This is a genomic window from Streptomyces sp. NPDC015242 (assembly GCF_043079125.1).
Classification (GTDB): domain Bacteria; phylum Actinomycetota; class Actinomycetes; order Streptomycetales; family Streptomycetaceae; genus Streptomyces.
Genome location: NZ_JBIBUF010000004.1, coordinates 81529 through 106178, shown reverse-complemented (window position 1 = coordinate 106178; position 24650 = coordinate 81529). Strand labels below are relative to the sequence as shown.

Here is a 24650-nt window from a genome sequence, read left to right as displayed (position 1 = left end):
AGCCTACGACGCCAGTGCCTCCGGGAGGTTGTCGTACACGGGGACGTCCCGGCGCATGCCGGTGAGCTCCAGCACGCGGCTCGCGACCCCGTCCGGACGGGCCACCAGCCGGACCCGTGCCCCGGGTCGCAGGCCCTCGCGTATGTCGTTGATGAGGCGGATGCCCTGGGAGTCCATGAAGGAGGTCGAGGTGAGGTCCAGGACGAGCACCTCGAGCCGGTCGCCGCGGGCCTCGGCCGCGGACATGACGACCGGCAGCAGCTCCGAGGCGTTGCAGAAGTCGATCTCCGCGGGCATGGTGAGGTGGACGCGGCCGGGCAGGTCGCGCGGTTCTGTGGGATTCGTGAAGAAGGTCACGGCACTCACCTGGCAGACGTTCGTCCGGATTCCGGTAAGGCCGCTTCCTGACCCGCCGCCATTCCATCACGCCGGGGGGCGGCCATGGAAGCGCCCTGGCCCGGCCGTCGGCCGGGCGTCACTTCGAGGCAACCGAACAGTTAGAGTGCTGTCCGTCCTGTGCTCGCAGTCGGGAATGTGCTGCGGAGCTCTCCTGCGCACGGCCATGGCCGTGCATGCCGAAGAGGTTCGTGGTGGCTGCGTCCGAGTTTCCTGATTTGCCCCGTTTTCCGGTCGGCGTCGAGCTGGCCGAAGCACTGACGGTGGCTTCTCAGCAGCTGCACGAGACCTCCACTCCGCACAGCACGCTGCGCACGGCGGTCCGCCTGGCGGTGCACCTCATGCCGGGGGCCGAGCACGCCGGCATCTCCGTGATCGAACGCGGGGACAAGTTCCGCACACTCGCCTGGACCGACGACATCGTCCGCGCCGCCGAGTCCCGGCACGCCGGCGGACGGCAGCACGGGCACTGGGACCAGCTGTGGCACAGCCCCGTGGCGCGGATAGCGGACAGCGAGGCGGACGACGGCTGGGACGTGCTGTCGACGCTGGGCCTGCGCTCGGCGCTGTCGCTGCGGCTGCGCGCCGACAAGCGCCGGCTGACCGTGCTCACGGCCTACGCGCGCAAGCCCGGCGTCTTCGACGAGGACGCCACGCGCATCGGCCGGCTGTTCACCGCGCACGTCAGCATCGCCCTGGACTCCGCGACCGTGCGCGAGCAGCTCACCGAGGCCATGCAGACCCGGGACCTGATCGGCCAGGCCACCGGCATCCTCATGGAGCGTCAGGGCATCGACGCCGCCGCGGCCTTCGAGAGCCTGGTACGGGCCTCCCAGCGGGAGAACGTCAAACTGCGCGAGCTGGCCCGCCGTCTCGTCAGTACCCACAACTCCGCCTGAGGGCGGCGGGGGACAGCTCGCAGGCGTGTTCGCGGGGCGACGGGATACACGTACGGTCATGAGCTCCGAGACGTCCGACACGCTGGACCAGGCGATGGTGCGCAGCAGTGGTCTCGACACCCTGCTGCGCGACCTGACCGACCGCGCGGTGCGGGAGGTGCCCGGCGCCGCCGCGTGCAGCCTCACGGTGCGCCGCGCCGACCGGCTGCTCACCCTGGCCGGCAGCGACGGCCTGCCCAGCGGGCTGGACCTGCGGCAGTACGAGAACGGCTCGGGGCCCTGCGTCGACGCGGCGGAGACCGGCGCCGAGCAGTACGTCCCGGACCTGGCCGAGGAGTCCCGCTGGCCGGCGTACACGCCGTACGCGCTGTCCGTGGGCGTCCGCTGCCAGCTGGCGGTGCCGGTCGCCGTCGAGGGCGAGACGGGCGCCGCCCTCAACTTCTACGGGGTGCGGGCCGGGGTGCTGGACGCCGGCCGGGAGGCCGCCCGGGCCTTCGCGGCCCGGGCGGGGGACGCGATCAACGTGTCCCTGGCCATCGAGCGCCGCCGCCAGTCGGCGGCCGACGTGCGCACCGCCCTGCTCTCGCGCAGCGTCATCGACCAGGCGGTCGGCATCCTCATGGCCCGCGAGCGCATCGACGCCCGCCAGGCCCTGGAGCGGCTGCGCCGGGCCTCACAGGACCGGAACGTCAAGCTCCGTGACCTGTGCGGCCAGTTGGTGGCGCGGGTCTCCCGGCCGCGCGACCCCTTCTCACGCCGCGGGCAGTGACGTGCCCTGCACGGCCTGGATGTCCAGCTCCACCTTGAGGGTGGTGCCGATGGCGGCGATGCCCGCCTGGAGGACCTGGTTGTAGTTCATCGCGAAGTCCTCGCGCCGCAGTTCGGTCGTGGCGCGGAACGCCGCCCGGGTGCCGCCCCACGGGTCCGGGCCGGTGCCCAGGTAGGCCAGGTCCAGGTCGACCGGCCGCACGACCCCGTGCATGCCCAGCTCCCCGTGGACGGTCCACCGGTCCGACCCGGTCGCCGTCACCCCCGTGGACCGGTAGGTGATCTCCGGGAACCGCTCGACGTCCAGGAAGTCCGGCGACTTCAGGTGCCCGTCGCGCATGCCGTTGCCGGTGTCGATCGAACCGGCCCGGATCACCGCCTCCACGCGCGACTTGCTGACGTCGTCCGGGGCGATCTCGATCGCGCCGGAGAACTCCGTGAACCGGCCGTGCACGCTGGAGATGCCCAGGTGCTGGGCCACGGCCGCCACGCTGGAGTGCACCGGGTCGATCGTCCACGGGCCCGGCGGCGGCAGCTCGGTGCCGCCCTGGCGGGCCAGCGTCACCGTCCCGACCTCGGCCCGTCCGCTCGCCGTGACGATCACACTCGACGCGGCGGGCGCGTACCCGACGGCCGTGACGATCACCGTGTACGCCCCCGGCGGCAGCGGCGCCGCGTCCCGTACGGCGCCCTCCGCGTCGGCCTCGGCCCGCAGCACCTGCGCGCCGGTCATGTCCGCCACCGTGACGACCGCGTGCGACACGGCCCATCCGTCCCGGGTGCGGATCCTCGCGGTCAGTCCCATCTCCGTGCAACTCCTCAGAAAGAGACCGGCCCGCGACGAGGGGCGCACCTCCGCTCGGGGCGCGCCCGCCCGCCACGGGCCGGGGTTCCGTACTACTCGCCGGGGTGGGCGAGTTCGATGTCGTGGCCGTCGGTGCCGCGGCCCGTGACCGTCAGCGCGGTGGCCACCGGCGGGTAGCCCGTGGCGATGACGGTGTACTCGCCGCCGTCCAGGTCGGTGAAGGCGTACGCCCCGTCCGCCCCGGTCGTGGCCGAGCCGACGACGTTGCCCGCCTGGTCGACCAGCGTCACCCGGGCGTCGGCCAGCGGGCCGTGCGGGGCGCGGACGACACCCTGGACGCGGGCGCCCGCCTCCAGGTCGATCTCGACCCGGGTGACCCCGGTGCCGCCGACCTCGACCGGCAGGGCGCGCGGCCGGTACCCGGCGGCGTTCACCGCGACGGTCACCGCCCCCGGGACCAGCTCGCCGAAGGAGAAGTCGCCCTGCTCGCCGGTGGCCTGAGTGGCCAGCAGGTCCCCGCGCACGTCGGTCACGATGACCATCGCGTCCCGCACCGGCTGACCGCTCCCGGCGGCCCGCACCAGGCCGGTCAGGCCGCTGGTGCCGCTGAGCAGGATGTCGTAGGCGAGGGGCTCGCCGTTGACCACGACGGTCGAGGCCTGCGGCTGGAACCCGTCGGCTGAGGCGATCAGCACGTACGACCCCGCGCCCGGCGCGTCGACCGCGTAGGAGCCGTCGGCCTGCGCCACGGACCGGCCCAGCTGCCGCCCGGCCAGGGAGATCAGCGTGACGGCGGCCTGCGGCACGGGCGCGGACTCGGCGCCGCGGACGAACCCGCGGACCGGGACGCCGCCCCCGCCGGACGCGGGCTCCTCGGTCCGGGCCGCCGTGGCGACGGCGGCGAGCCGCTGCGTGCCCTCCGGACCGGTCCCGCCGGCGGCCTCGGTGTCCGCGACGGCCCAGCTGGGCACGGCGTGCTCGGTGGGAGCTCCGGCCACCGCCTCCGCGGGAGTCTGCGCGCCGGTGTCGGCGGCCGCGGCCTGCGCCAGTCCGCCCTTGGTCTTCAAGGGGACCTCCTTGATGAACAGCGACACCAGCAGCGCGAGCAGCGCCAGCGGAGCCGAGTAGAGGAACACGTCCGCGACACCGTGGCCGTAGGCGCTCTCCACGACGGTGCGGATCGGCGCGGGCATCGTGTCGAGGTCGGGGATGCCGCCCCCGCCCGTGCCGGCGTGGCCGAGGGCCGCGCCCTTGGAGCCGAGGCCGGCCAGGCCGTCCTGCACGTAGTCGGTGATCTTGTTGCCGAGCACGGCGCCCAGCGCCGAGACGCCCACGGCACCGCCCAGGGACCGGAAGAAGGTCACCGTGGAGCTCGCGGCACCCAGGTCACCCGGCTCGACCTGGTTCTGTGTGCAGAGCACCAGGTTCTGCATCATCATGCCGATGCCGAGACCCAGCAGCGCCATGAAGATCGCTATGTGCCAGTACTCGGTGTCGTAGCGGATGGTGCCCAGCAGCCCCAGGCCCGCGGTCACCAGCACACCGCCGGCGAGCAGCCAGCCCTTCCATCGGCCGGTCCGCGTGATGATCTGACCGGAGACGGTGGAGGAGACGAACAGACCCGCGATCATCGGGATGGTCATCACGCCGGACATCGTCGGCGACTTGTCCCGGGCCAGCTGGAAGTACTGGCTGAAGAAGACGGTCCCGGCGAACATCGCGACACCGACGAACAGCGAGGCCAGCGAGGCCAGCGTGATGGTCCGGTTGCGGAACAGCCGCAGCGGGATGATCGGCTCGCTCGCCCGGGCCTCGACCAGGACGAAGACCGCCAGCAGCACCAGCGAACCGCCGACCATCGCGTACGTCTGCCACGACACCCAGTCGTACTTGTCACCGGCGAAGGTGACCCAGATGAGCAGCAGGCAGACGGCCGCGGTGATGAAGAAGGCGCCGGCCCAGTCGACCTTGACCTTCCGCTTGACCACGGGCAGGTGCAGGGTCTTCTGCAGCACGATCAGGGCGATCACGGCGAAGGGCACGCCGACGTAGAAGCACCAGCGCCAGCCGAGCCAGTCGGTGTCGGTGATGACGCCGCCGACCAGCGGGCCGCCGACCATCGCCGTGGCGAAGACGGCACCGAGGTAGCCGTTGTACCGGCCGCGCTCACGCGGCGAGATCATCGCCGCCATGATGATCTGGGCCAGCGCGGACAGACCGCCCATGCCGATGCCCTGGACCGCGCGGAACGTGATCAGCATGCCGGGGTTCTGCGACATGCCCGCCGCGGCCGACCCCAGGACGAAGACGACCAGTGCGATCTGGATCAGCAGCTTCTTGGAGAACAGGTCGGCGAGCTTGCCCCACAGCGGGGTGGTGGCGGTCATTGTCAGCAGGGACGCGGTCACGACCCAGGTGTAGGCGCTCTGGCCGCCACCGAGGTCCCCGATGATCCGGGGCAGGGCGTTGGAGACGATCGTCGACGACAGGATCGCGACGAACATGCCGAGCAGCAGGCCGGTGAGGGCCTCCATGATCTGCCGGTGCGTCATCGGAGCGTCGCCGGAGGAGCCGTGGGAGCCTCCCCCGTGCTTGGCATGAGCCCGCACACCGGCTGGTGTGGTCGTTGCCATGGGCTTCCTTTTCTTACGTGCTTGCGGGTGTACGGGTGGTCGGTTCGAAAGCGGGCGGTGCCGCCCGGGGCGCGGGCCGGCAGTCGAAGCTCTCCCGCAGCCGCGCCATCAGGTCCGTGAGCCGGCCGACCTCCTCGTCGGTCCAGTCGCTCAGCCGCTCGGCCAGGACCTCGGTCGTCCGCCGGGACAGCTCGGCGAGCTGGGCGTGGCCCGCGGGGGTGAGGCGCAGGATGCGTGAGCGTTTGTCGGCGGGGTCGGGGGAGCGTTCGATCCAGCCCCGGTCCACGACGTGCGCGACATGGCGGCTGGTGACCGACATGTCCACCGCGAGCAGCTCGGCGAGCTTGCTCATGCGCATGTCGCCGTGGCGGCCCAGCAGGGTCAGCACGGCCGCCGATCCGCCGGGGCAGTCGGCGGGCATGATCCGTCCGAGCTCCCGCTTCACGGCGCCGAAGGCACTGAACTGGCGGACCAGCTCTTCGTACTGCGCCCTCTCGGCCATGACACCTCCCGCTTTCGTTGCTTAGGGCAACCATAGAAGTCAATGGTTGCTGAAGGCAAACAAAAAGGCGGAGGGTGGGGCCAAAAGTTGGCAAAGGCAAGTATTGCGAGCGTAAACACGCAGGTGGGGAGCCCGGCGCTCCGGGTCGCACGGGGGGCAAACGGAAGGCCAACCCCCACTTGGGGAGCACCGGCGTTTTCGCTAGGGTCTCGGGCCATGGCTAACTACCAGGCCCCCCAGGGCAATCACGACCCTGCCGGCAGCACCCAGATGTTCCGCGCGTTCGTCGACGAGGCGCCGCAGGGGCGCCAGGCGGCGGCGACGGGCGGCGGCGGCCCGCGCATCGGCCTCATCCTCGGCGTGGTGGTCGCGGTGGCGATCGTCGCGGCGGTGGCTTGGCTGGCGCTGGCGTAACAGGTACGGCGGTTTCGCAGGTCATCGGCACGGGTGCCGGGCCGGGGGACTGGGCGTCCGCCCCCGCAGGCCCGCGCCCGCCACCGGACGGACACCCCCCGACACGGCCCCGACCCACACCCCACCGTCGGGCGCGGGCCGGGCAACGGGCGACGGGACCCGCGCTCAGTCCGAGATCAGGCCTTCCCGCAGCTGCGCCAGCGTCCGGGTCAGCAGCCGTGAGACGTGCATCTGCGAGATGCCGACCTCCTCGCCGATCTGCGACTGCGTCATGTTCGCGAAGAACCGCAGCATGATGATCCGCCGCTCCCGCGGCGGCAGCTTCGCCAGCAGCGGCTTCAGGGACTCCCGGTACTCCACGCCCTCCAGGGCCGTGTCCTCGTACCCCAGCCGGTCCGCCAGCGACCCCTCGCCGCCGTCGTCCTCCGGCGCCGGCGAGTCCAGCGAGGACGCCGTGTACGCGTTCCCCACCGCCAGCCCGTCGACCACGTCCTCCTCGGACACCCCGAGCACGGTGGCGAGTTCGGTAACCGTCGGCGACCGGTCCAGCTTCTGCGACAGCTCGTCGCTCGCCTTGGTCAGCGCCAGCCGCAGCTCCTGAAGGCGCCGCGGCACCCGCACCGACCAGGACGTGTCACGGAAGAACCGCTTGATCTCGCCCACGACGGTTGGCATCGCGAACGTGGGGAACTCGACGCCCCGTTCGCAGTCGAACCGGTCGATCGCCTTGATCAGCCCGATCGTGCCGACCTGGACGATGTCCTCCATCGGCTCGTTGCGCGACCGGAAACGCGCGGCCGCGTACCGCACCAGCGGCAGGTTGAGCTCGATGAGCGTGTCACGGACGTACGCACGCTCGGGGCTGTCCGCGTCGAGCGCGGCCAGCCGCAGGAACAGGGAGCGGGACAGGGTGCGGGTGTCGATGGCCCCCGTGGCCGGAAGCACCGGCGCGGGCTCGGTCACGAGCTCGGCCGGGACGTCGTCGATGGGGCCGAGTGAGTCGAGAGCATGGGGAGCTGTGTCGCTCTCCGCGAGCGTGAGCACCTTCGAGCTGCCCTGTTCTGCGGACATGCCACCCCCTTTGGGTCGCGGGACGGTCGCGGCGGACGCTCCCGTCTGAGGAACGCAGCCTTCACCTGAATACCGGAGCCGAAGCTCCGGCAAACGCGCTTCACGCAGAATGTCACATGTCGGCAACACGCTGTAGTGACATGTCGACATCTGAGACGCGAATCCGCCCTGCAAACAAGGGGTATGACGCTGTTTCGGCTCTCAACTGTCGGCAACCGCCCTGATGAGCGATTACCTCTCCCCGGTGATCCCTCGCTCGGGTTTGCGGTTACGCGTCGATCCGGTTCGCAGACCGCAATCGCTGGAAGCTACGCGCGAGTAGCCGCGAGACGTGCATCTGTGAGACGCCGAGTTCCGCGCTGATCTGGGACTGCGTGAGGTTGCTGTAGTACCGCAGCAGCAGGATCCGCTGCTCGCGCTCCGGCAGCTGCACGAGGAGGTGCCGTACGAGGTCGCGGTGCTCCACCCCGTCCAATGCGGGGTCCTCGTAGCCGAGCCGGTCCAGCAGCCCCGGCATCCCGTCGCCCTCCTGCGCGGCCTCCAGGGACGTGGCGTGGTAGGACCGCCCCGCCTCGATGCAGGACAGCACCTCTTCCTCGGTGATGCGCAGCCGCTCGGCGATCTCCGCGGTCGTCGGGGTCCGCCCGAACGCGGTCGTCAGGTCCTCGGTCGCGCTGTTCACCTGCACCCACAGCTCGTGCAGCCGGCGCGGCACGTGGACCGTGCGGACGTTGTCGCGGAAGTACCGCTTGATCTCGCCGACGACCGTCGGCATCGCGAACGTCGGGAACTGCACGCCCCGGTCCGGGTCGAAGCGGTCGATGGCGTTGATGAGCCCGATCGTGCCGACCTGGACGACGTCCTCCATCGGCTCGTTGCGGGAGCGGAACCGGGCGGCCGCGTAGCGCACGAGCGGCAGGTTGGCCTCGATGAGCGCCCCGCGCACCCGGTCGTGCTCGGGCGTGCCCGGCTGGAGCTCCTTGAGCTGGGCGAAGAGCACCTGCGTGAGGGCGCGGGTGTCGGCGCCACGGCTCCGCTGGGGAGCGGCCGGGGCGGTGTCGGGACGTTCCGCGGGGGCCGGGGGTTCCGAGGTGGGTGCCTGAGGTGCGGTACTGGCCAGCACGTTCAACTCCGCCTCGTCATCGTCAACTCATCCGTCAACTCTTCCATCAAAAGCGGTCATAGCATCACAAGACATGTGCACTGTGTGCAAGCACCCCATAACTACGTGTTGAGGAATGAATGGCGCATAAATGAACTCACGTCACAGCGAAGCCCCCTGTCGCACCGACAGGGGGCTTCGAGCGGCGGCGGCGGCCGGGGCTCAGAACTCGTAGTCCGCGATCACCCACGTGGCGAACTCCCGCCACAGCGCGACACCGGCCTGGTGGTCGGGGTGCTCCACGTACCGCCGCAGCGCCTCGGCGTCGTCGAAGGCGGAGTTGATGGCGAAGTCGTACGCGATGGGGCGGTCGCTGACGTTCCAGCCGAGCTCCCAGTGGCGCAGCTCCGGGATCTTGCCGTCGAGGGCGCGGAAGGCCTCGACGCCCTGCACGACCCGGGGCTCGTCGCGGGAGACGCCCTCGTCGAGCTTGAACAGGACCAGGTGGCGGATCATCACTTTCCTCCGTTGGCGACCCAGGTCGCGAAGTCGCCCAGGGCGCGGGCGGCGTCCGAGATGCCCTGGAACCCTATCTGGACGTAGTCGGCGGCCTTGGCGGGGTCGGTGATGATCACGTACAGCGCGAAGACCGCGAGGACGTAGACGGCGACCTTCTTCGCGTTCACCGCCACCGCGGCCTCCCCTGTCACTTGTGTCACGAACAGCGCACATGATCGCACGAGGGGCCGGACACCCGAAGAGGCGGATCGCACGAAGGGCCCCGTCTCGCGACGGGGCCCTTCTCAAGCGGTAGCGGAGGGATTTGAACCCTCGGTGACTTGCGCCACACTCGCTTTCGAGGCGAGCTCCTTCGGCCGCTCGGACACGCTACCGAGGGAGACCTTACAGCAAGGTGCCGCGTGCTCCGAAATCGGTTTGCCGCGGCCGCTCAGCGGCCGCGGAAGAACGCCGTGAGCAGCGCGGCGCACTCCTCGGCGAGCACGCCCTCGATCACTTCGGGCCGGTGGTTGAGCCGCCGGTCGCGCACGAGGTCCCACAGGGACCCGGCCGCGCCGGCCTTCTCGTCGCGGGCGCCGTACACGAGCCGGTCCACGCGGGACTGCTGGATCGCGCCCGCGCACATCGTGCAGGGCTCCAGGGTCACCACGAGGGTGCAGCCGGCCAGCCGCCACCGCCCGAGCGCGGCCGCGGCCCGCCGCAGGGCGAGGACCTCCGCGTGGGCCGTCGGATCGCCGCCGGCCTCGCGTTCGTTGTGCCCGGCCGCGAGCACGGTCGTGCCGTCCGGCGCCAGGACCACGGCGCCGACCGGGACGTCCCCGCCCCGGACGGCCCCGGCGGCCTCGGCCAGGGCGAGCCGCATGGCGGGCCGCCAGGGGTCCCGTACCGGGTCCGGCGGCCCGGGGGCGGTGCGAGCGGTCAGCGGACGGTCTCCAGGGTCTCCGAGGCGCCCAGGGACTCGGCGATCTCGGTGACGGCGTCCGTCGACAGCGAGCGCAGCTCCTTCTCGCTCACGCCGAGGTCGTCGAGGATCTGCGCGTCGCCGACCGGGCCGTGCGGCACGGCCTCGGCGGAACCGGCGACGGGAACGCCGTCCTCGCCGTCCTCGTCGTCGTCCGACTCGCCGTCCTCGGTGCCGTCGAGGTCGAGGGCGTCGAGGTCGGGGCCGTCGTCGCCGGGATCCCGGCCGAGCAGCTCGTCGGTGAGCAGGATCTCGCCGTAGCTGCTGCGGGCAGCGGCCGCAGCGTCCGAGACGTAGATGCGAGGGTCCTCCTCGCCGTCCACGCGGACGACGCCGAACCAGGCGTCCTCCTGCTCGATGAGCACGAGCACCGTGTCCTCGTCGGGGGAGGCTTCACGGGCCAGGTCGGCCAGATCCGACAGGGTTTCCACATCGTCGAGCTCTGTGTCGCTCGCTTCCCACCCGTCTTCGGTGCGCGCGAGCAGTGCGGCGAAGTACACCGTGACTCTCCCACTGGTCTTAGGCGTGCCGGTTGGGGGTCCCCCCGGCGGAGGTTGCGGGCGGGGAGTGCTCGTCCGAGCCCCACCCACTCGGAATCGTGGCAGAAACAAGGCGTTCAGGGGACGTCTTCGGCCCCCTGTGTCCGGCAGTTGCGCTCGCACGCTCGTTGCCGCCACCTGCGGATCGTACGCGGCTTTGCCCCGCCCCACGCACGGTCACCCGCCACAACGTCCGCGCGGTTCGTGATCTTCCCCGGCGGTTTCCGCACGCGTTGCCCGCCGGTGGCGGCCGGGCGGGCGCTACCAGCGGAAGGTGCGCATGCGCATCGCGTGCCGCAGCCGGGCCGTCTTGGCGCGCCGCGGCTGCACGCGGTCGCGCAGGGCCCGGGCCTCGGCCAGGTCGCGCAGGAACCGGGCGCGGCGCCTGCGGCGCTCCGCCTCGGACTCGTCCGCGGCGGCTCGCGCGGCCGTCACCTCCGGCCCGGCGCGCTCGGCCGTCCGGTCGCGTGCCGGGTCCGCCCCGGGCCGTACGCGCGGTGACGGATCGTGTCGGATCTCCCGGTCGGGCATCTGGTTCACCACCCCCATTCCGTCTCTCCCACCTTCCCCCGGACGGACGGTTTGACGCCGGCGAACGAGTGACGGCCTGGCGGCGTGCTTGCCGTGCGGCCGGGGTCATCGGGCCCGGTTACTGTTGTGGACATGCGTCTCCACGTCGTCGACCACCCCCTGGTCGCCCACAAGCTCACCACGCTGCGCGACCAGCGCACCGACTCCGCGACCTTCCGCCGTCTGGCCGACGAGCTGGTCACCCTGCTCGCCTACGAGGCCACGCGCGACGTGCGCACCGAACAGGTCGACATCCAGACGCCGGTCGCCCGGACCACGGGCGTCAAGCTGTCCCACCCGCGCCCGCTCGTGGTGCCGATCCTGCGTGCGGGCCTGGGCATGCTGGAGGGCATGGTCCGGCTGCTGCCGACCGCCGAGGTGGGCTTCATGGGCATGATCCGCAACGAGGAGACGCTGCAGGCCTCCACGTACGCCACGCGGATGCCGGAGGACCTCTCGGGCCGTCAGGTGTACGTGCTCGACCCGATGCTCGCCACCGGCGGCACGCTGGTCGCGGCGATCCAGGAGCTCATCCGGCGCGGCGCCGACGACGTGACCGCCGTGGTGCTGCTGGCCGCGCCGGAGGGCGTGGAGGTCATGGAGCGCGAGCTGGCGGGCACGCCCGTGACGGTCGTGACCGCCTCGGTCGACGAGCACCTGAACGAGCACGGCTACATCGTCCCGGGTCTCGGCGACGCGGGTGACCGGATGTACGGGGCGGCCGAGTAGGCCGGACGGCCTCCCGCCCGCTCGGGCGGGCGGGTCAGCAGCCCTTCTTCGGTGTCGGCGCCGGCTCGGGCCTGGCCAGCTCGGTCAGCGCCCGGTCGGCGTCCGGCTTCTTCGCCAGTTCCTTGAAGGCGTCCCCGATGAGGAGGTCGACGGCCGCGCCGTCGCGGGCCGCCTCGGTACGCCGTTCGGCGCCCGGGAGCTGGGTGCCGAGCACCGGCAGCGCGGTGTCCCGGGCGGACGCCGGGCCGAGCAGCACGCCGGTGCCCTTGACCTTCTTGTCGTACTCCTTGGGCGCGTTGCCCACGTCGCCGATCTTGAAGCCGCGTTTCTTCAGCTCGTCGGCGGTCTTCTTCGCCAGGCCGCTGCGGGTGGTGGCGTTGAGGACGTTGACGGTGATCGTGCGGGGCTCGGGCAGGGGCCTGGCGCTGGGCGAGGGGCTCGCCCCGGCCGTGCGGGCGCAGTCGTCGCCGCCGGCCGCCGAAGCCTTGTCGCCGCCGCCGGTGAAGACGTCGATGAGCTGGAGCGTGCCCCAGCCGCCCACGCCGAGCACGGCGACCGAGGCGATGCCCGCGGCGACGAGCCTGCCGCGCCGCCGGGGCCGGCGCATCCGGGGGTACCTGTTGCCCGTGATGCGGTATTTGCCGCCCATGCCGGGGGGAGTCAGCATGCTCATGAGCGCAGCGTAGTGCGCCCGGGCGACGATGCCTACTAGATGATCATTCGACGTCGCCCAGCGGAACCCGAAAGGGTCAACCCGTGACCGGCGGGGGTCAGTCCAGCTCGAGCACGCGCGCGTGCAGCACCTGGCGCTGCTGGAGCGCCGCCCGCACCGCGCGGTGCAGGCCGTCCTCCAGGTACAGGTCGCCCTGCCACTTCACGACGTGCGCGAAGAGGTCGCCGTAGAAGGTCGAGTCCTCGGCGAGGAGGGTCTCCAGGTCGAGCTGCTGCTTCGTCGTCACGAGCTGATCGAGGCGGACCGGGCGCGGCGCGACGTCCGCCCACTGCCGGGTGCTTTCCCGGCCGTGGTCGGGGTACGGCCGGCCGTTTCCGATGCGCTTGAAGATCACACGGAAAGCCTACCGGTCAAGACCTTCCGGGCGCAGCCATGGCGACGGAGTACGACGCCGAAAAAAGCACCACAAGGCGGGACGAAAACGGGCAGGGTCCCGCATATGCCGGACGCGCGTCCCCGCAAGGCGGTCACCCGGACCGCGCACCCGGTTCGCCCGAAAGGGGGTGGGCCGCCGGGCCGGCGCCGGTCCGCGCGGTGGCGCAGGGGCCGTCCCGGCCTCCTGCGCCACCGCGCGCGGGATCAGCCGCGGCCCGGCTGCCGCGGGTGCGGGGACTGCGGCTTCCGCTCGGCCGGCGGGGAGCTCGGCTTGGGAGCGCTGCGGGCGGCCTCGGCGCGCAGCAGGGCGCGCAGGACGGCGTACGGGTCTTGGAGCATGGCGGTTCCTCGTCGTTGTGGTTCCGTGCGGGGCTGGTGGACCGGCGCGGGGTCCTCTCAGCAGCGCAGGACCTCGGAACGCAGGGGACGAGGGTCGTGCGGCGGGGCCGGCGGCACGGGCACGGGACGCCGTGCGGTGCACGCGGGGGCGGGGCCCCGGAGCGGGGCCGGGCGCAGCGGGGCGGCGGCGCGCCGCGCGCCGCGGCCGGCGGGCCGCAGGACGGTGTCGAAGGCGTCGAACTCGGCGCTGGTGCTCTCCCCGGCGAGCGGGACGGCCGGGACGGTGTGCGCCGCGGCGTGCGTGCCGGGCACGAGCAGGGCGAGCAGCAGGACCAGCACCCGCGGCCAGGTGGGCCGGCGGGTGCCGCGGGGGACCTGCTGCTCCGCGGGGTGCACGGGGGGTCATTCCCCGCCGCGGGCACGCCGTTCATCGCGCGGGCCGGTGGAACCGCTCGCTCGGCGTACGGAAGACGTGAAGCGTTCGCAGGGGGTGCGGCGGCCCGGTGCGCCGGGGGCGTGCTCCCGGTCCCGGGGGTCGCCGGTCGGTGGCTCGGTCATGATCCATGCTTGGACCGGGCCGGAGCGGCGCGCCACCCGGAGCGGGCCACGCGGCTGACGGCTACGCCTTCGCGGCCTTCGCGGCCTTCGCCGCCTTGGCCGCCGCCTTCATCTCCTGCTTGTGCGCCCGCACCTTGGCGAGGGACTCGGGTCCTGTGATGTCGGCGACCGAGCGGAAGGACCTCTCCTCGCCGTAGGAGCCCGCCGCCTCCCGCCAGCCCTCGGGGCGCACCCCGAGCTGCTTGCCCAGCAGGGCCAGGAAGATCTGGGCCTTCTGCTTGCCGAAGCCCGGCAGCCCGGCCAGCCGCTTCAGCAGCTCCCTGCCGGTGCCGGCGTCCTTCCATACGGCCTCGGCGTCACCGTCGTAGTGCTCGACGAGGTACTGGCACAGCTGCTGGATCCGCTTGGCCATGGAGCCCGGGTAGCGGTGCACGGCCGGCTTCTGCGAGAGCAGCGCGGCGAAGGCCTCCGGCTCGTGCGCGGCGATCTCGTGCGCGTCCAGGTCGTCCGTGCCGAGCCGCTCGGCGATGGCCGCCGGGCCCTTGAACGCCCACTCCATCGGGATCTGCTGGTCCAGCAGCATGCCGATCAGCGCGGCGAGCGGACTGCGGCCGAGCAGCGCGTCCGCCTCGGGGTCCTGGGCGAGGTGCAGGGTGACGTCCATGCCCCGATCATCCCCCGGGCCGGGCCCGGCCGCGTCCGGAGCCCGCCTCAGGGGCGCCAGTACCCGAGGGCGTGCACGCGCTGCTTGGGCAGGCCCAGTTCCTTGCGGACGTACGCGGCGAGCGTCCGGGTCGTCGCCGTGTCGCAGGCGATCCAGACGTAGGGGTCGGCGGTCGTGCCGAGCAGGCCGGGCAGGTCGGCCTTCACGCGCTCGACGAGGTGGGCGCCGGAGTCCTGGCGGGGCACCGTGCGCAGCTCGTGGCGGTCCGGGTCGGTGCGGAACGGCAGGCCGTCGCCGCCGCCCTCGAACCAGACGGTGGCCGGGGCGGGACCCAGGGCGGCCAGGAGGGAGTTGAGGGCGGGCAGGGAGGCCGGGTCGCCGACGGCGAAGACGTGCGAGGGCGCCGGGCTCGGGTGCTCGAAGCCGGTGCCCTGGACGGTCGCCTCGATGGTGTCGCCGGGCTTCGCCGCCCGGGCCCAGTCGCTGGCGCACCCCTCGTGCAGGGCGAACTCCAGGGCGAAGGTACCGGCCCCGGGGTCGGGATCGACCAGGGTGTAGGCCCGCTGGTGCGGCCTGCCCGCGTTGTCGAACCAGAGCCGGACCCACATGGTGGGGTGCACGCCGGTCGCGGCCAGCAGACCGCCGTCCGTGAAGCGCAGCCGCCGGTAGTCCGGGGTGACGTCCTCCGTGTCCGTCACCGTGCACCGGAAATCCTTCGCGCGCAGCAGTTTGAGGACCGCGCCCTCCCAACCCCGCCCCTGCCCCATCGCGTTTCAGCCCTTCGCGTACGATTCCGGCCACACAACTATGACTTAGGCAAGGCTAACCTAAAGGAAGGTGGGGGTACAGGGTGGCGATCGAGATCTACCGTGACGCCTGGGGCATTCCGCATCTGCGTGCCGACAGCGCGACGGCACTCGCCCACGCCCAGGGCCTGGTCACCGCCCGGGACCGGGCCTGGCAGCTGGAGGTCGAGCGGCACCGCGCACAGGGCACCTCGGCGTCCTTCCTCGGCCCGGACGCCCTGGCCTGGGACCGGTTCGCCAGACGCGCCAGACTCGACGACACCGCCAGACGCTGCTTCACGCAGCTGGAGAGACGGGACCCCGGGACGGCGGAGTGGGTGCGGGCCTACGTCGACGGGGTCAACGCCGGTCTCGAGCGGGCCGGCGGCTCCGCGGCCCCCGAGTTCGCCCGCGCCGGACTCGCCCCCGGGCGCTGGAACCCCTGGACCCCGCTCGGGGTCTGGCTCGCCACACACATCCTCTTCGCCGGGTTCCCAGCCAAACTCTGGCGCGAGCAGGTCGCCACCCACCTCGGCACGGACGCGATCGGGCTGTTCGCCACCGACGGGCCCGGCACCTCCGGCAGCAACGGCTGGCTGGTGAGCGGCGAGCGGACCGTCACCGGGCAGGCGGTCATCGCCGGCGACCCGCACCGCTGGATCGAGGACCCGGGCGTCTACCAGCAGATCCACCTGTCCTGCCCGGAGTTCGACGTCGTGGGCCTCGCCGTCCCCGGGGTCCCCGGCATCGCCCACTTCGGCCACACCGGCACGGTCGCCTGGGCCATCACCAACGCCATGGCCGACTACCAGGACCTCTACCGGGAACGGCTGCGGCGCACGGGCGCCGGCGTCGAGGCGCTGGACCCGGACGGGGTCTGGCGGCGGGCCGAACGGCACACGGAGACCGTCGAGGTGGCGGGCGAGGAGCCGGTCGAGGTCGAGGTGATCGAGACCGGCCGGGGCCCGGTGGTCGCCGGGGGGCCGGAGGGCCTGGACGGCGGCACCACCGAGCCGGACCTGCCCCCGCTCGCCGTCAGCCTGCGCTACCCGCCGCGCGTCACCGGCGACCTCGGCTTCGGCGCCCTGCTGCCCCTGCTGCGGGCCCGCCGGGTCGCCGACGTGGACCGGGCCCTCGACCTCTGGGCCGAGCCGGTCAACGTCGTCCAGGCCGCCGACACCGAGGGCGGGACCCTGCACCGCGTGGCCGGGTACGTGCCGCTGCGCGCGGAGGCCAACCGGCTGCGGCTGGTGCCCGCCTGGGAGCCCGGCCACGAGTGGCGCGGCCGGGCCGGGACGCCCCGCGGCGGACTCACCGACGGCGTCGCCGTCATGGCCAACCAGCGTGGCCCGGCGGCACCCCTCGGCGTCGAGTTCGCCCCGCCCCACCGCCACGACCGCATCGCCGCGCTGCTGGCCGGCAAGGAGCGCTGGTCCGCCGCCGACATGCCCGCCGTCCACACCGACACCCACCTGGCCTCCGCGACCGCCCTCCTGGACCACCTGCGCTCCCTCGGCGATCTCACCCCCGAGGCCGCCGCGCTGCGCGACCGGCTGCTCGCCTGGGACCGCCGCATGGACGCCGGCAGCGCCGACGCCGCCCTGTACGCGGCGGTGCGCGGCGCGGTCGCCCGGCGGCTCGCGGCCGACCCGGCCTTCGCCGCGCTGGCCACGCCGCCCGCGTACCCGGACGTGTTCCTGCCCTGGCTCGCCCTCCTGCCCCGGGTCGGCTTCGCCCTCGAACACCTGCTGACCGCCGGGGAGCTGTACGGCATCGACCGCCCCGCGGCCGTCCGCGGGGCGGTCGAGGAGGTGGCCGCGCGGCCACCGGCCGGGGTCTGGGGCGACACCCACCGGCTCGCCCCGTGGCGCGCCCTGGAGCCGGAGACGCCGTACGAGGAGCCCGGCCTGTCCGGCGACCACGACTGCGTGCTGTGCACCTCGGCCGTGCCGGGCCTGACCGACCTGGCCGCGCGCGGCCCGGCCGCCCGGTACGTCTGGGACCTGGCCCGGCGCGAGGACAGCCGCTGGGTGGTCCCGTTCGGCGCCTCGGGCGTCCCCGGCTCGCCCCACCACCGCGACCAGCTCCCCCTGTGGCTCGGGGGAGACCTCGTCCCGGTCGTCACCGACTGGGCCCTGCTGACCAAGGAGACCGATGTCTGACCCGTACGCCTCCCGCACCGCCGTGCACGAGCAGGAGACCGAGGGCTTCGGCACCGTCCGCGTCCTGCCGCTGGACGCCGAGGCCGACGCCGGGGTGATCCACCGCTGGGTGAGCGAGGAGCGGGCCGCCTTCTGGGGCATGACCGGCCTCACCGAGCGTCAGGTCGCCGAGATCTACGCCCACATGGCCACGCTCACCACCCACCACGCCTTCCTCGTCGTGCGCGAGGGCGAGCCGGTGGCGCTGCTGCAGACCTACGAGCCGGAGGCGGACCGCGTCGGCGAGTGCTACGACGTGCGCCCCGGCGACATCGGCGTCCACCTGCTGCTCGCGCCCGCCGGGCCGGGCGGCGGCAGGCCCGGCTGGACGGCCGGACTGGTGGCGGTCGTCGCCGCCTACGTCCTGCTCGGCCTGGACCGCCGCCGGGTCGTGGTCGACCCCGACGTCCGCAACGAGAAGGCGATCGCCCGCTTCCTCAGGCAGGGCTTCACGGCCGGGCCGGTGGTCGTGCTGCCGGAGGTCGACCTGCCGGACGTGTACCTGCCGGAGAAGAAGGCCCAGCTCGCCTTCCTGGACCGGGAGATACTCTTCCCCGCGTGACGCCCGACGAGCTCATCGCGCACTACGGCCTCGAACCCATCCCCAGCGAGGGCGGCCTGTTCCGCCAGACCTGGGCCGGGCCCGCACGCCCCGACGGCAGACCGGAGGGCACGGCGATCGTCGCCCTCCTCACGGCGGACGACTTCTCCGCCCTGCACCGTCTGCCCACGGACGAGATCTGGCACTTCTACCGGGGCGATCCCCTGGAGCTCCTGCTCCTCGCCCCGGACGGAGACACCCGCACGGTGGTGCTGGGGCCGGAGGTGCTCGACGGGCAGCACGTGCAGTTCACGGTCCCGGCCGGCACCTGGATGGGCGGCCGGGTCCGGCCGGGCGGGGCGTGGACCCTGTTCGGCTGCACCATGGCCCCCGGCTTCACCTTCGAGGGCTACGAACACGGGGACGCGGCGGAGCTGACGGCGCGCTACCCGGCGCGGGCCGACCGGATCCGGGAACTGTCCCGGCCCGTCTGAGCGCGGGTCCGGTGAGCGGAACGCGCCCGGCGTCCGTACCTGTCCGGGAGCCGTACCGCCCGACCCCGGAGACTCACGTGGAGCGCTATGTCGGACACCCCCGGCGAGTCCGGGCCCTGGTGCTGCTCGGCACCGTGCTGGCCCTGCTCCTCGGGGGAGCGTCCCCCGCCCCGGCGCACTCCGCCCTGCGCGGCACCGACCCCGAGGACGGCTCGGTCGTTCCCCGCGCCCCCCGCCAGGTCACCCTCACCTTCACCGAGTCCGTCGGCCTGCTCGACGACTCCTTTCGGATCTTCGGGCCCGACCAGCGCCGGATCCCCACCGGCGGGGCCGCGCACGCCGACGGCCGGTCCGACACGGCCCGGGTCCGGCTGACCGGCAAGCTCGCGCAGGGCACGTACACGGTCGCCTGGCGGGTCGTGTCCGCCGACAGCCACCCGGTCTCCGGCGCCTTCACGTTCTCCGTCGGCAAGCGCTCCGCGACCACCTTCCAGCTCGACACCGGCCCCGAGGAGGACCCCCTCACCGACGGCCTGTACGACCTCGCCCGCTACCTCGCCTACCTCGCCGCCGCCCTGCTCGTCGGCTCGGCCGCGTTCGCTGCGCTGTGCCGCCCGGCCGATCCGGCCCCGCTGCGCCAGCCGCTGGCCGCCGCCTGGTGGACCCTGCTGGGCGCCACGGCCGTCCTGCTCCTGCTGCGCGCCCCCTACGAAGGCGGCGCCGGTCCTCTCGCGGCCTTCGACGCCGGCGCCCTGGACCGCACCCTGTCCAGCCGTCCCGGCCTCGCGCTGCTGGCGCGGCTGGTGGTCCTGCTGCTGATCGCGGCCTTCCTGGTCCGGGTGTCCAGGGGCCCTGTCCGCCACCGGCCCGTCACCGTGGCGGCCGGGACCGCCCTGGCCGTCGGCCTCGCCCTGACCTGGGCGGTGGCCGAGCACGCCTCGGCGGGCATCCAGGTGCCCGTGGCGATGGCGTCGTCCGTGGTGCACCTGCTGGCCACGGGGGTCTGGCTCGGCGGACTCGTGGCACTGCTGCTGACCCTGCGCCGCGCTCCCGTCGACGACCTGACGGAGGTGGTGCCCCGCTTCTCCCGGGCCGCCTTCACCTGCGTGGTCGTCCTGGCGGTCACCGGCCTCTACCAGTCCTGGCGCGGTCTGGGCTCCCTGTCCGCGCTGACCGGCACGACGTACGGCAGGCTGCTGCTGCTGAAGCTGGCCGCGGTGTCGGCGCTGCTGCTCGCGGCCGGTCACGCCCGGCGCTGGACGGCCCGCATCGCCGCGCCACCGGCCGAGGTCCGGACCGCCCTGCCGGAACGCGTCCTCCAGCCGGTCGGCGCGAGTGCGGCGGCCACGGGGCCGGCGGCCACCGGCGGGGCGGCCGCGGGCGCGGCGGCCGCGGGACGGGATGGCGTGGGGCCGGGCGCGGGACCGGATGGCGCTGGGCCGGGCGCGGGGGATCCGGACGGGGACGACGCCCGGGACGCGAGGGACGCGGAGGCCGCGGGGATCGCGGGCGCGGCGGGCCCGGAGCGGGTGGAACGGCCAGGTAAGGCGGCAGCGGGCCGACGGCCGGACCACGGCGGTCCGGTCAGCTCCGGCGGACCGGAGAAACCCGGCGGTTCGGGTGGCGCGGGAGGCCTGGGCAGACTGTGGGAGCCCGGCGGCCGGGGCGACGCGCGCGGGTCCGGCGCCCCGTCGGACTCCAGCGGCCCGGGCGACGCTGGTGGGTTCAGTGGGCTGTCGGTCCCCGGCAGTGCGGGTGGCGCGAACGGCTCCGGTGGACCGTCGGTCCCCAGCGGCCCGGGCGCCACGGGCGTGTCCGGCGGGTTGTCAGTCCCCGGCGGACTGTCAATACCCGGCGGTTCGGCCGACGGGAACGGTTCCGGCGGCCCGTCGGACTCCAGCGGCCCGGGCGACGTGGGCGGGTTCGGTGGGCTGTCGGTCCCCGGCAGTGCGGGTGGCGCGAACGGCTTCGGTGGACCGTCGGGCCCCGGTGGTCCGGGCGACGCGGGTGGCTCGGACGGCCCGCCGGATTCCGGTGCCCGGCGTCGCGGTCTGCGCCGCTCCGTGCTCCTGGAAGTCGCCGTCGCCGCCGTGGTGCTGGCGCTCACGACCGTGCTGACCGGCACGCTGCCCGGCCGCGCCGAGGCCGAGGCGGCCCGGCGGGCCCCGGCGGGCGCGCTGCCGCCCACCACGCAGGTGACGGTGCCCTTCGACACGGGCTCGGGCGGGCTGACCGGCCGCGGCACGGTGCAGGTCACCCTGGACCCGGCCCGGGTCGGCGAGAACGGCGTCCAGGCCGTCGTCTACGGCGCCGACACCGGCCTGGTCGTCGTCCCCGAGGTCCGCGTCACCTTCAGCCTGCCCTCCCGCGAGCTCGGCCCGATCGACGCCGAACTGCAAGACCGGGGCGGCTACTGGGGCACCAACTCCGTCAACCTGCCGCTCCCCGGGACCTGGACGATGAGGACGACCGTGCGGGTGTCGGACGTGGACCAGGTGACGGAGGAGAAGCGGGTGCGGATCGTGCCCTAGGCACCCCCGCCACCGCCGTCGCTCCGCCCCCGGCCAGGAGCCGCGCCATGGTCTCGGCGGCCCGTACGGCGGCGTCGCCGCAGCAGTTGTTGAACAGCACGTGCACCTGCTCGGTCCGCTCGGCCAGCCGCCGCACGCGCGGCAGCCACTCGGCGAGTTCGTCCTCGCCGTAGTCGTGCCGGAACCGGTCCTCCTTGCTGCCGCTGCCCCAGGCGGTGCTGCGGCCGTGGAACCGTACGACGGACAGCCGGGGCGAGGTCACCGGGGTCACCGGCGGAACGGACGACGGCAGGGTCTGCGTCATGTCGACGGCGACCGCGGCCATGCCGTGCCGGGCCAGCAGGGCGCACGTCGCCTCCGCCCGGTCCGGCTCCCACCACGACGGGTGGCGGAACTCCACGGCGACGGGCCAGCCGCGGGTCCGCTCCGCGCACTCCGCCAGGAACGTCTCGGCCCGCTCGCCCGGCCGGAACCACGGGGGGAACTGGAACAGCACGCTGCCGAGCCGCCCGGCGCCGCGCAGCGGCCCGACGCCGGCCGCGAACCGCGCCCAGACCGCGTCGAGCACGGCCGGGTCCCGGTGGTCGGGCGGCAGCCCGTCCGGCATCACGGCCTGCCGGGTGGGGTGCCCGGTCAGCAGCGAGAACGCCTTCACGTCGAAGACGAACCCGTCCGGGGTCCGCTCGGCCCACAGCACGCTGTTCCGCTCGCTCGGCAGGGCGTAGTAGGAGGCGTCGACCTCGACGACCGGGAACCGCTCGGCGTAGTGCCGTAACCGGCCCTCGGCGTCGCGCCGTCCGGCCGGATACCAGCCGCTGCCGACCAGCGCCCGGTCGGTCCAGGAACACGTGCCCACCAGGATCTCGCCCAGGTTCTCACCCATGGGGGAGCGGTTACCCGGGCCGGGCGCCGGCAGGCTCCGCAGGAGGGCGGGGCGGCACGGTGAAAGCGCTGGAATACGGGTAATCAGGTCATAACTGTGCATTGCGGTGCCACGGCCGAAGCCTCCGCGGAAGCGAGATGACCGAACATGGAGCAGCCCGTCACCGTCGGCCTCGCCGGCCGGCCGCCCGGGGGACCCGGCGAGGCTCCCGAAGCCCTGGACGCCCTCGTCGGGCAGGATCTCACCGCGCGCGTCACCCTCGACGAGCAGGGCAGGGTGACGGGCTGGAACGCGGGCGCCGAACGGCTCCTCGGCCATCCGGCCGGGTCGATGACCGGCCGTCACGCCGCGGACCTGCTGGCCGAGCCGATCCCCGTGCGCGGCGGCATGCCGGCCCTCGCCGCACTGCCCCGGTGGAACGGCGTCGTCGCCCTGCGGCACCGCGACGGCCGCCGGTTGACGGTCCCGATCCTCGCCCACCACCGGGCGCCCGGCACCGGCGCCCCGGCCTGGCTGGTCGTCTCCGCGCTCCCCGCCCCCGAGTCGCGGCCCGCTCCCGGCGACGCCCTGGTGAGCTGGAGCTTCGCCCAGTCCCCCTGCTGCGCCCAGGCGATCTACGACACCCGGCTGCGGCTGCGCCGGGCCAACGCCGACATGGAACGCTCCACGGCGCTCACCGAGGAGGAGATGCGGGGCCTGCGCGTCTCCGAGATCATCGACGACGCCGCGGGCGAGCGGGCGGAGCGCAGCATGGCCCGGGTGCTGCGCACCGGCGAGCCGCAGTACGACGAGTACTACCTGCGGGCCCCCGGCGAGGACCACGAGCACGCCTGGTCGGTCCACGTGTCCGCGCTGCGCGACCCGGAGGGCGTCATCCGCGGCGTGTGCCTGTCCGCGCACGACATGACGGAGCAGTTCTGGGCGCGCAAGCGGCTGAAGCTGATCGCCGAGGCCGGGCGGCGCATCGGCAGCACCCTCGACGTGACGCGCACGGCCCAGGAACTGACCGACGCGACCGTCCCGGCCCTGGCCGACTTCGCGAGCGTCGATCTGCTGGCCGCGCCCGACGACGTGTCCGAGCCGCCCGCCCGGGTCCTGCCCGCCCACGGGCCGCTGCGCCTGCGGCGGGTCGCGCTGCGGTCCGTCACCCCGGGCGCCCCGGAGGCGGTGGTGGCGGCCGGTGAGATGGACTCCTACCCGGCCGGGTCGGCGCCCTTCGAGAGCCTGCGCACCGGGCGGCCGGTCGTGCAGGCGGCGACGGACCCGGAGCTGACCGCGTGGTTCGCGCGCGACCCGGCCCGCGCCGCCCGGATGCGGAGCTTCGGCGTCCACTCGGTGCTGACCGTGCCGCTGGCCGCCCGCGGCACCACCCTGGGCGTCGCCTTCTTCCTGCGGCACCGCAACGCCGACGCCTTCCGCCAGGACGACCTGGTCCTGGCCGGGGAGCTGGCCGCCCGGGCCGCGGTCAGCATCGACAACGCCCGCCGCTACACCCGTGAGCGCGCCACCGCCGTCACCCTCCAGCGCAGCCTGCTGCCCCAGCGGCTGCCCCGGCAGGCGGCGGTCGAGGTCGCCTCCCGCTACCTCCCGGCGGGCGGGCACGCCGGCGTGGGCGGGGACTGGTTCGACGTCATCCCCCTGTCCGGGGCCCGGGTGGCCCTGGTCGTCGGCGACGTCGTCGGCCACGGCCTGCACGCCTCGGCGACCATGGGCCGGCTGCGCACGGCGGTCCGCACGCTGGCCGACATCGACCTGCCGTGCGACGAGCTGCTCACCCACCTCGACGACCTGGTGGCCCGCCTGAACACCGAGGGGGAGGGCGACGGTGACCGGGAGGCGTCCGCGGCGGAGACCTCCGCCGACGTGGGCGCCACCTGCCTGTACGCCGTCTACGACCCGGTCTCCCGGCGCTGCTGCTTCGCCGCGGCCGGGCACCCGCCACCCGCCGTGGTGCGCCCCGACGGCACCGCCGACCTGATCGGCCTGCCGGTCGCGCCCCCGCTCGGCGTGGGCGGCCTGCCCTACGAGTCGACCGAGGTCGAACTGCCCGAGGGCAGCCTGCTGGCCCTCTACACCAACGGCCTGGTCACCGCCCGCGACCGGGACATCGACGCCGGTGTCCTGCGGCTGCGCGAGGCCCTCGCCCGCCCGGCGCCCTCGCTGGACGCCCTGTGCGACCGGGTGCTCACCGACCTGCTGCCGCGGCGCCCGGCCGACGACGTGGCCCTGCTCGTCGCCCGCACCCGGGCGCTCGGCGCGCACCAGGTCGCCACCTGGGAGGTGCCCTGCGACCCGTCCGCGGTCGCCCGGACCCGGAAGGACGTGGTGGCGCAACTGGAGCGGTGGGGTCTGTCCGACGTCGTCTTCGTCACCGAACTGGTGGTCAGCGAACTCGTCACCAACGCCATCCGGCACGCCGAGCCGCCCGTCCGGCTCCGCCTGATCCACGACACCAGCCTCGTGTGCGAGGTCTCCGACGGCGGCAGCACCGCCCCCCATCTGCGACGCGCCCGCACCTATGACGAGGGCGGCCGCGGCCTGCTCCTCGTGGCCCAGCTGACCGAGCGCTGGGGCACCCGCCAGAGCGACTCGGGCAAGACCATCTGGGCGGAACAGACCCTGACCCCTCTTCCGTGAG

27 protein-coding genes and 1 tRNA gene are annotated in these 24650 nt (G+C 73.8%); 9 read left to right on the top strand and 19 right to left on the bottom strand.

Going from position 1 to position 24650, the window contains the following annotated elements:
• Positions 1-3: 3 nt before the first annotated feature.
• On the bottom strand, positions 4-366 hold the full coding sequence (locus tag ACF07N_RS15125; RefSeq protein ID WP_383327699.1) for an STAS domain-containing protein: 363 nt from the start codon (positions 364-366) through the stop codon (positions 4-6).
• A 206-nt stretch (positions 367-572) separates the two neighbouring features.
• Here ACF07N_RS15125 and ACF07N_RS15120 point away from each other — a divergent pair, with 206 nt between their 5' ends.
• Together ACF07N_RS15120 and ACF07N_RS15115 are read left to right on the top strand one after the other, a co-directional pair.
• Positions 573-1295, top strand: coding sequence for a GAF and ANTAR domain-containing protein (locus ACF07N_RS15120; protein ID WP_392112574.1), 723 nt, complete (start codon positions 573-575; stop codon positions 1293-1295).
• Positions 1296-1353: 58 nt separating this feature from the next.
• The gene (locus ACF07N_RS15115; protein WP_392112572.1) at positions 1354-2064 is read left to right on the top strand and encodes a GAF and ANTAR domain-containing protein; all 711 of its coding nucleotides are present in this window, start codon (positions 1354-1356) and stop codon (positions 2062-2064) included.
• Here the strand turns inward: ACF07N_RS15115 and ACF07N_RS15110 are convergent.
• The 3 genes from ACF07N_RS15110 to ACF07N_RS15100 all read right to left on the bottom strand — a co-directional run bounded on the left by ACF07N_RS15110 (position 2047) and on the right by ACF07N_RS15100 (position 6003).
• On the bottom strand, positions 2047-2868 hold the full coding sequence (locus tag ACF07N_RS15110) for a YceI family protein (protein WP_392112570.1): 822 nt from the start codon (positions 2866-2868) through the stop codon (positions 2047-2049). The two genes, ACF07N_RS15115 and ACF07N_RS15110, sit on opposite strands and share 18 nt — an antisense overlap.
• 92 nt (positions 2869-2960) lie before the next feature.
• Positions 2961-5501, bottom strand: coding sequence for an MFS transporter (locus ACF07N_RS15105; RefSeq protein WP_392112567.1), 2541 nt, complete (start codon positions 5499-5501; stop codon positions 2961-2963).
• 13 nt (positions 5502-5514) lie between these two features.
• Entirely contained in the window at positions 5515-6003 is a 489-nt protein-coding gene (locus tag ACF07N_RS15100) for a MarR family winged helix-turn-helix transcriptional regulator (RefSeq protein WP_392112564.1), read from the bottom strand.
• Positions 6004-6219: 216 nt separating this feature from the next.
• Between ACF07N_RS15100 and ACF07N_RS15095 the strand changes: the two genes are divergently transcribed.
• Entirely contained in the window at positions 6220-6417 is a 198-nt protein-coding gene (locus ACF07N_RS15095) for a hypothetical protein (RefSeq protein WP_383327717.1), read from the top strand.
• Between the two features lie 165 nt (positions 6418-6582).
• On the opposite strand, the gene ACF07N_RS15090 is transcribed toward ACF07N_RS15095, so the two are convergent.
• The 8 genes from ACF07N_RS15090 to ACF07N_RS15055 form a co-directional block, all read right to left on the bottom strand.
• Entirely contained in the window at positions 6583-7488 is a 906-nt protein-coding gene (locus ACF07N_RS15090) for an RNA polymerase sigma factor SigF (protein WP_383327720.1), read from the bottom strand.
• A gap of 268 nt (positions 7489-7756) precedes the next feature.
• Entirely contained in the window at positions 7757-8611 is an 855-nt protein-coding gene (locus ACF07N_RS15085; RefSeq protein WP_392112560.1) for an RNA polymerase sigma factor SigF, read from the bottom strand.
• A gap of 201 nt (positions 8612-8812) precedes the next feature.
• The gene (locus ACF07N_RS15080; RefSeq protein ID WP_383327726.1) at positions 8813-9106 is read right to left on the bottom strand and encodes a Dabb family protein; all 294 of its coding nucleotides are present in this window, start codon (positions 9104-9106) and stop codon (positions 8813-8815) included.
• Positions 9106-9309 (bottom strand): hypothetical protein, encoded by a 204-nt coding sequence (locus tag ACF07N_RS15075; RefSeq protein WP_392113676.1) that lies wholly within the window; start codon positions 9307-9309, stop codon positions 9106-9108. The genes ACF07N_RS15080 and ACF07N_RS15075 overlap by 1 nt, the downstream gene beginning before the upstream one ends.
• 89 nt (positions 9310-9398) lie before the next feature.
• Positions 9399-9483 (bottom strand) — tRNA-Ser (locus tag ACF07N_RS15070).
• A 56-nt stretch (positions 9484-9539) separates the two neighbouring features.
• Positions 9540-9971 carry a tRNA adenosine(34) deaminase TadA gene (gene tadA, locus ACF07N_RS15065; RefSeq protein ID WP_392112557.1) on the bottom strand — a complete coding sequence of 144 codons (432 nt, stop codon included), beginning with the start codon at positions 9969-9971 and terminating at the stop codon, positions 9540-9542.
• A gap of 56 nt (positions 9972-10027) precedes the next feature.
• Entirely contained in the window at positions 10028-10570 is a 543-nt protein-coding gene (locus ACF07N_RS15060; RefSeq protein ID WP_383327732.1) for a hypothetical protein, read from the bottom strand.
• 300 nt (positions 10571-10870) lie between these two features.
• Positions 10871-11140 carry a hypothetical protein gene (locus ACF07N_RS15055; RefSeq protein WP_392113629.1) on the bottom strand — a complete coding sequence of 90 codons (270 nt, stop codon included), beginning with the start codon at positions 11138-11140 and terminating at the stop codon, positions 10871-10873.
• 132 nt (positions 11141-11272) lie between these two features.
• Between ACF07N_RS15055 and upp the strand changes: the two genes are divergently transcribed.
• Complete coding sequence (gene upp / locus ACF07N_RS15050; protein ID WP_383327735.1) at positions 11273-11908, top strand: uracil phosphoribosyltransferase; 636 nt, start codon at positions 11273-11275, stop codon at positions 11906-11908.
• A 34-nt stretch (positions 11909-11942) separates the two neighbouring features.
• Here the strand turns inward: upp and ACF07N_RS15045 are convergent, their stop codons facing one another.
• From ACF07N_RS15045 to ACF07N_RS15020, 6 genes are all read right to left on the bottom strand, one after another.
• Complete coding sequence (locus ACF07N_RS15045) at positions 11943-12557, bottom strand: LytR C-terminal domain-containing protein (RefSeq protein ID WP_392113626.1); 615 nt, start codon at positions 12555-12557, stop codon at positions 11943-11945.
• A gap of 121 nt (positions 12558-12678) precedes the next feature.
• Positions 12679-12975 (bottom strand): type II toxin-antitoxin system VapB family antitoxin, encoded by a 297-nt coding sequence (locus ACF07N_RS15040; RefSeq protein ID WP_004943146.1) that lies wholly within the window; start codon positions 12973-12975, stop codon positions 12679-12681.
• A gap of 245 nt (positions 12976-13220) precedes the next feature.
• On the bottom strand, positions 13221-13355 hold the full coding sequence (locus ACF07N_RS15035; protein WP_383327738.1) for a hypothetical protein: 135 nt from the start codon (positions 13353-13355) through the stop codon (positions 13221-13223).
• 57 nt (positions 13356-13412) lie between these two features.
• The gene (locus tag ACF07N_RS15030) at positions 13413-13751 is read right to left on the bottom strand and encodes a hypothetical protein (RefSeq protein ID WP_383327741.1); all 339 of its coding nucleotides are present in this window, start codon (positions 13749-13751) and stop codon (positions 13413-13415) included.
• Positions 13752-13974: 223 nt separating this feature from the next.
• Positions 13975-14577: an HhH-GPD-type base excision DNA repair protein gene (locus tag ACF07N_RS15025; RefSeq protein ID WP_392112553.1), complete on the bottom strand. Its 603-nt coding sequence runs from the start codon at positions 14575-14577 to the stop codon at positions 13975-13977.
• Between the two features lie 47 nt (positions 14578-14624).
• Positions 14625-15344, bottom strand: a complete 720-nt coding sequence (locus ACF07N_RS15020) for a siderophore-interacting protein (protein WP_383342103.1) — start codon at positions 15342-15344, stop codon at positions 14625-14627.
• A gap of 83 nt (positions 15345-15427) precedes the next feature.
• Here ACF07N_RS15020 and ACF07N_RS15015 point away from each other — a divergent pair, with 83 nt between their 5' ends.
• From ACF07N_RS15015 to ACF07N_RS15000, 4 genes are all read left to right on the top strand, one after another.
• Positions 15428-17524, top strand: coding sequence for a penicillin acylase family protein (locus ACF07N_RS15015; RefSeq protein WP_392112550.1), 2097 nt, complete (start codon positions 15428-15430; stop codon positions 17522-17524).
• Positions 17517-18125 (top strand): GNAT family N-acetyltransferase, encoded by a 609-nt coding sequence (locus tag ACF07N_RS15010; protein ID WP_392112547.1) that lies wholly within the window; start codon positions 17517-17519, stop codon positions 18123-18125. The genes ACF07N_RS15015 and ACF07N_RS15010 overlap by 8 nt, the downstream gene beginning before the upstream one ends.
• Positions 18122-18598: a cupin domain-containing protein gene (locus ACF07N_RS15005; RefSeq protein ID WP_383342112.1), complete on the top strand. Its 477-nt coding sequence runs from the start codon at positions 18122-18124 to the stop codon at positions 18596-18598. The genes ACF07N_RS15010 and ACF07N_RS15005 overlap by 4 nt, the downstream gene beginning before the upstream one ends.
• 119 nt (positions 18599-18717) lie before the next feature.
• Positions 18718-21129 (top strand): copper resistance CopC/CopD family protein, encoded by a 2412-nt coding sequence (locus ACF07N_RS15000; protein ID WP_392113623.1) that lies wholly within the window; start codon positions 18718-18720, stop codon positions 21127-21129.
• Here ACF07N_RS15000 and ACF07N_RS14995 read toward each other — a convergent pair.
• Complete coding sequence (locus tag ACF07N_RS14995; protein WP_392113620.1) at positions 21029-22000, bottom strand: DUF72 domain-containing protein; 972 nt, start codon at positions 21998-22000, stop codon at positions 21029-21031. The two genes, ACF07N_RS15000 and ACF07N_RS14995, sit on opposite strands and share 101 nt — an antisense overlap.
• 159 nt (positions 22001-22159) lie before the next feature.
• Between ACF07N_RS14995 and ACF07N_RS14990 the strand changes: the two genes are divergently transcribed.
• Positions 22160-24649, top strand: coding sequence for a SpoIIE family protein phosphatase (locus ACF07N_RS14990; protein WP_392112543.1), 2490 nt, complete (start codon positions 22160-22162; stop codon positions 24647-24649).
• Position 24650 lies beyond the last annotated feature (1 nt).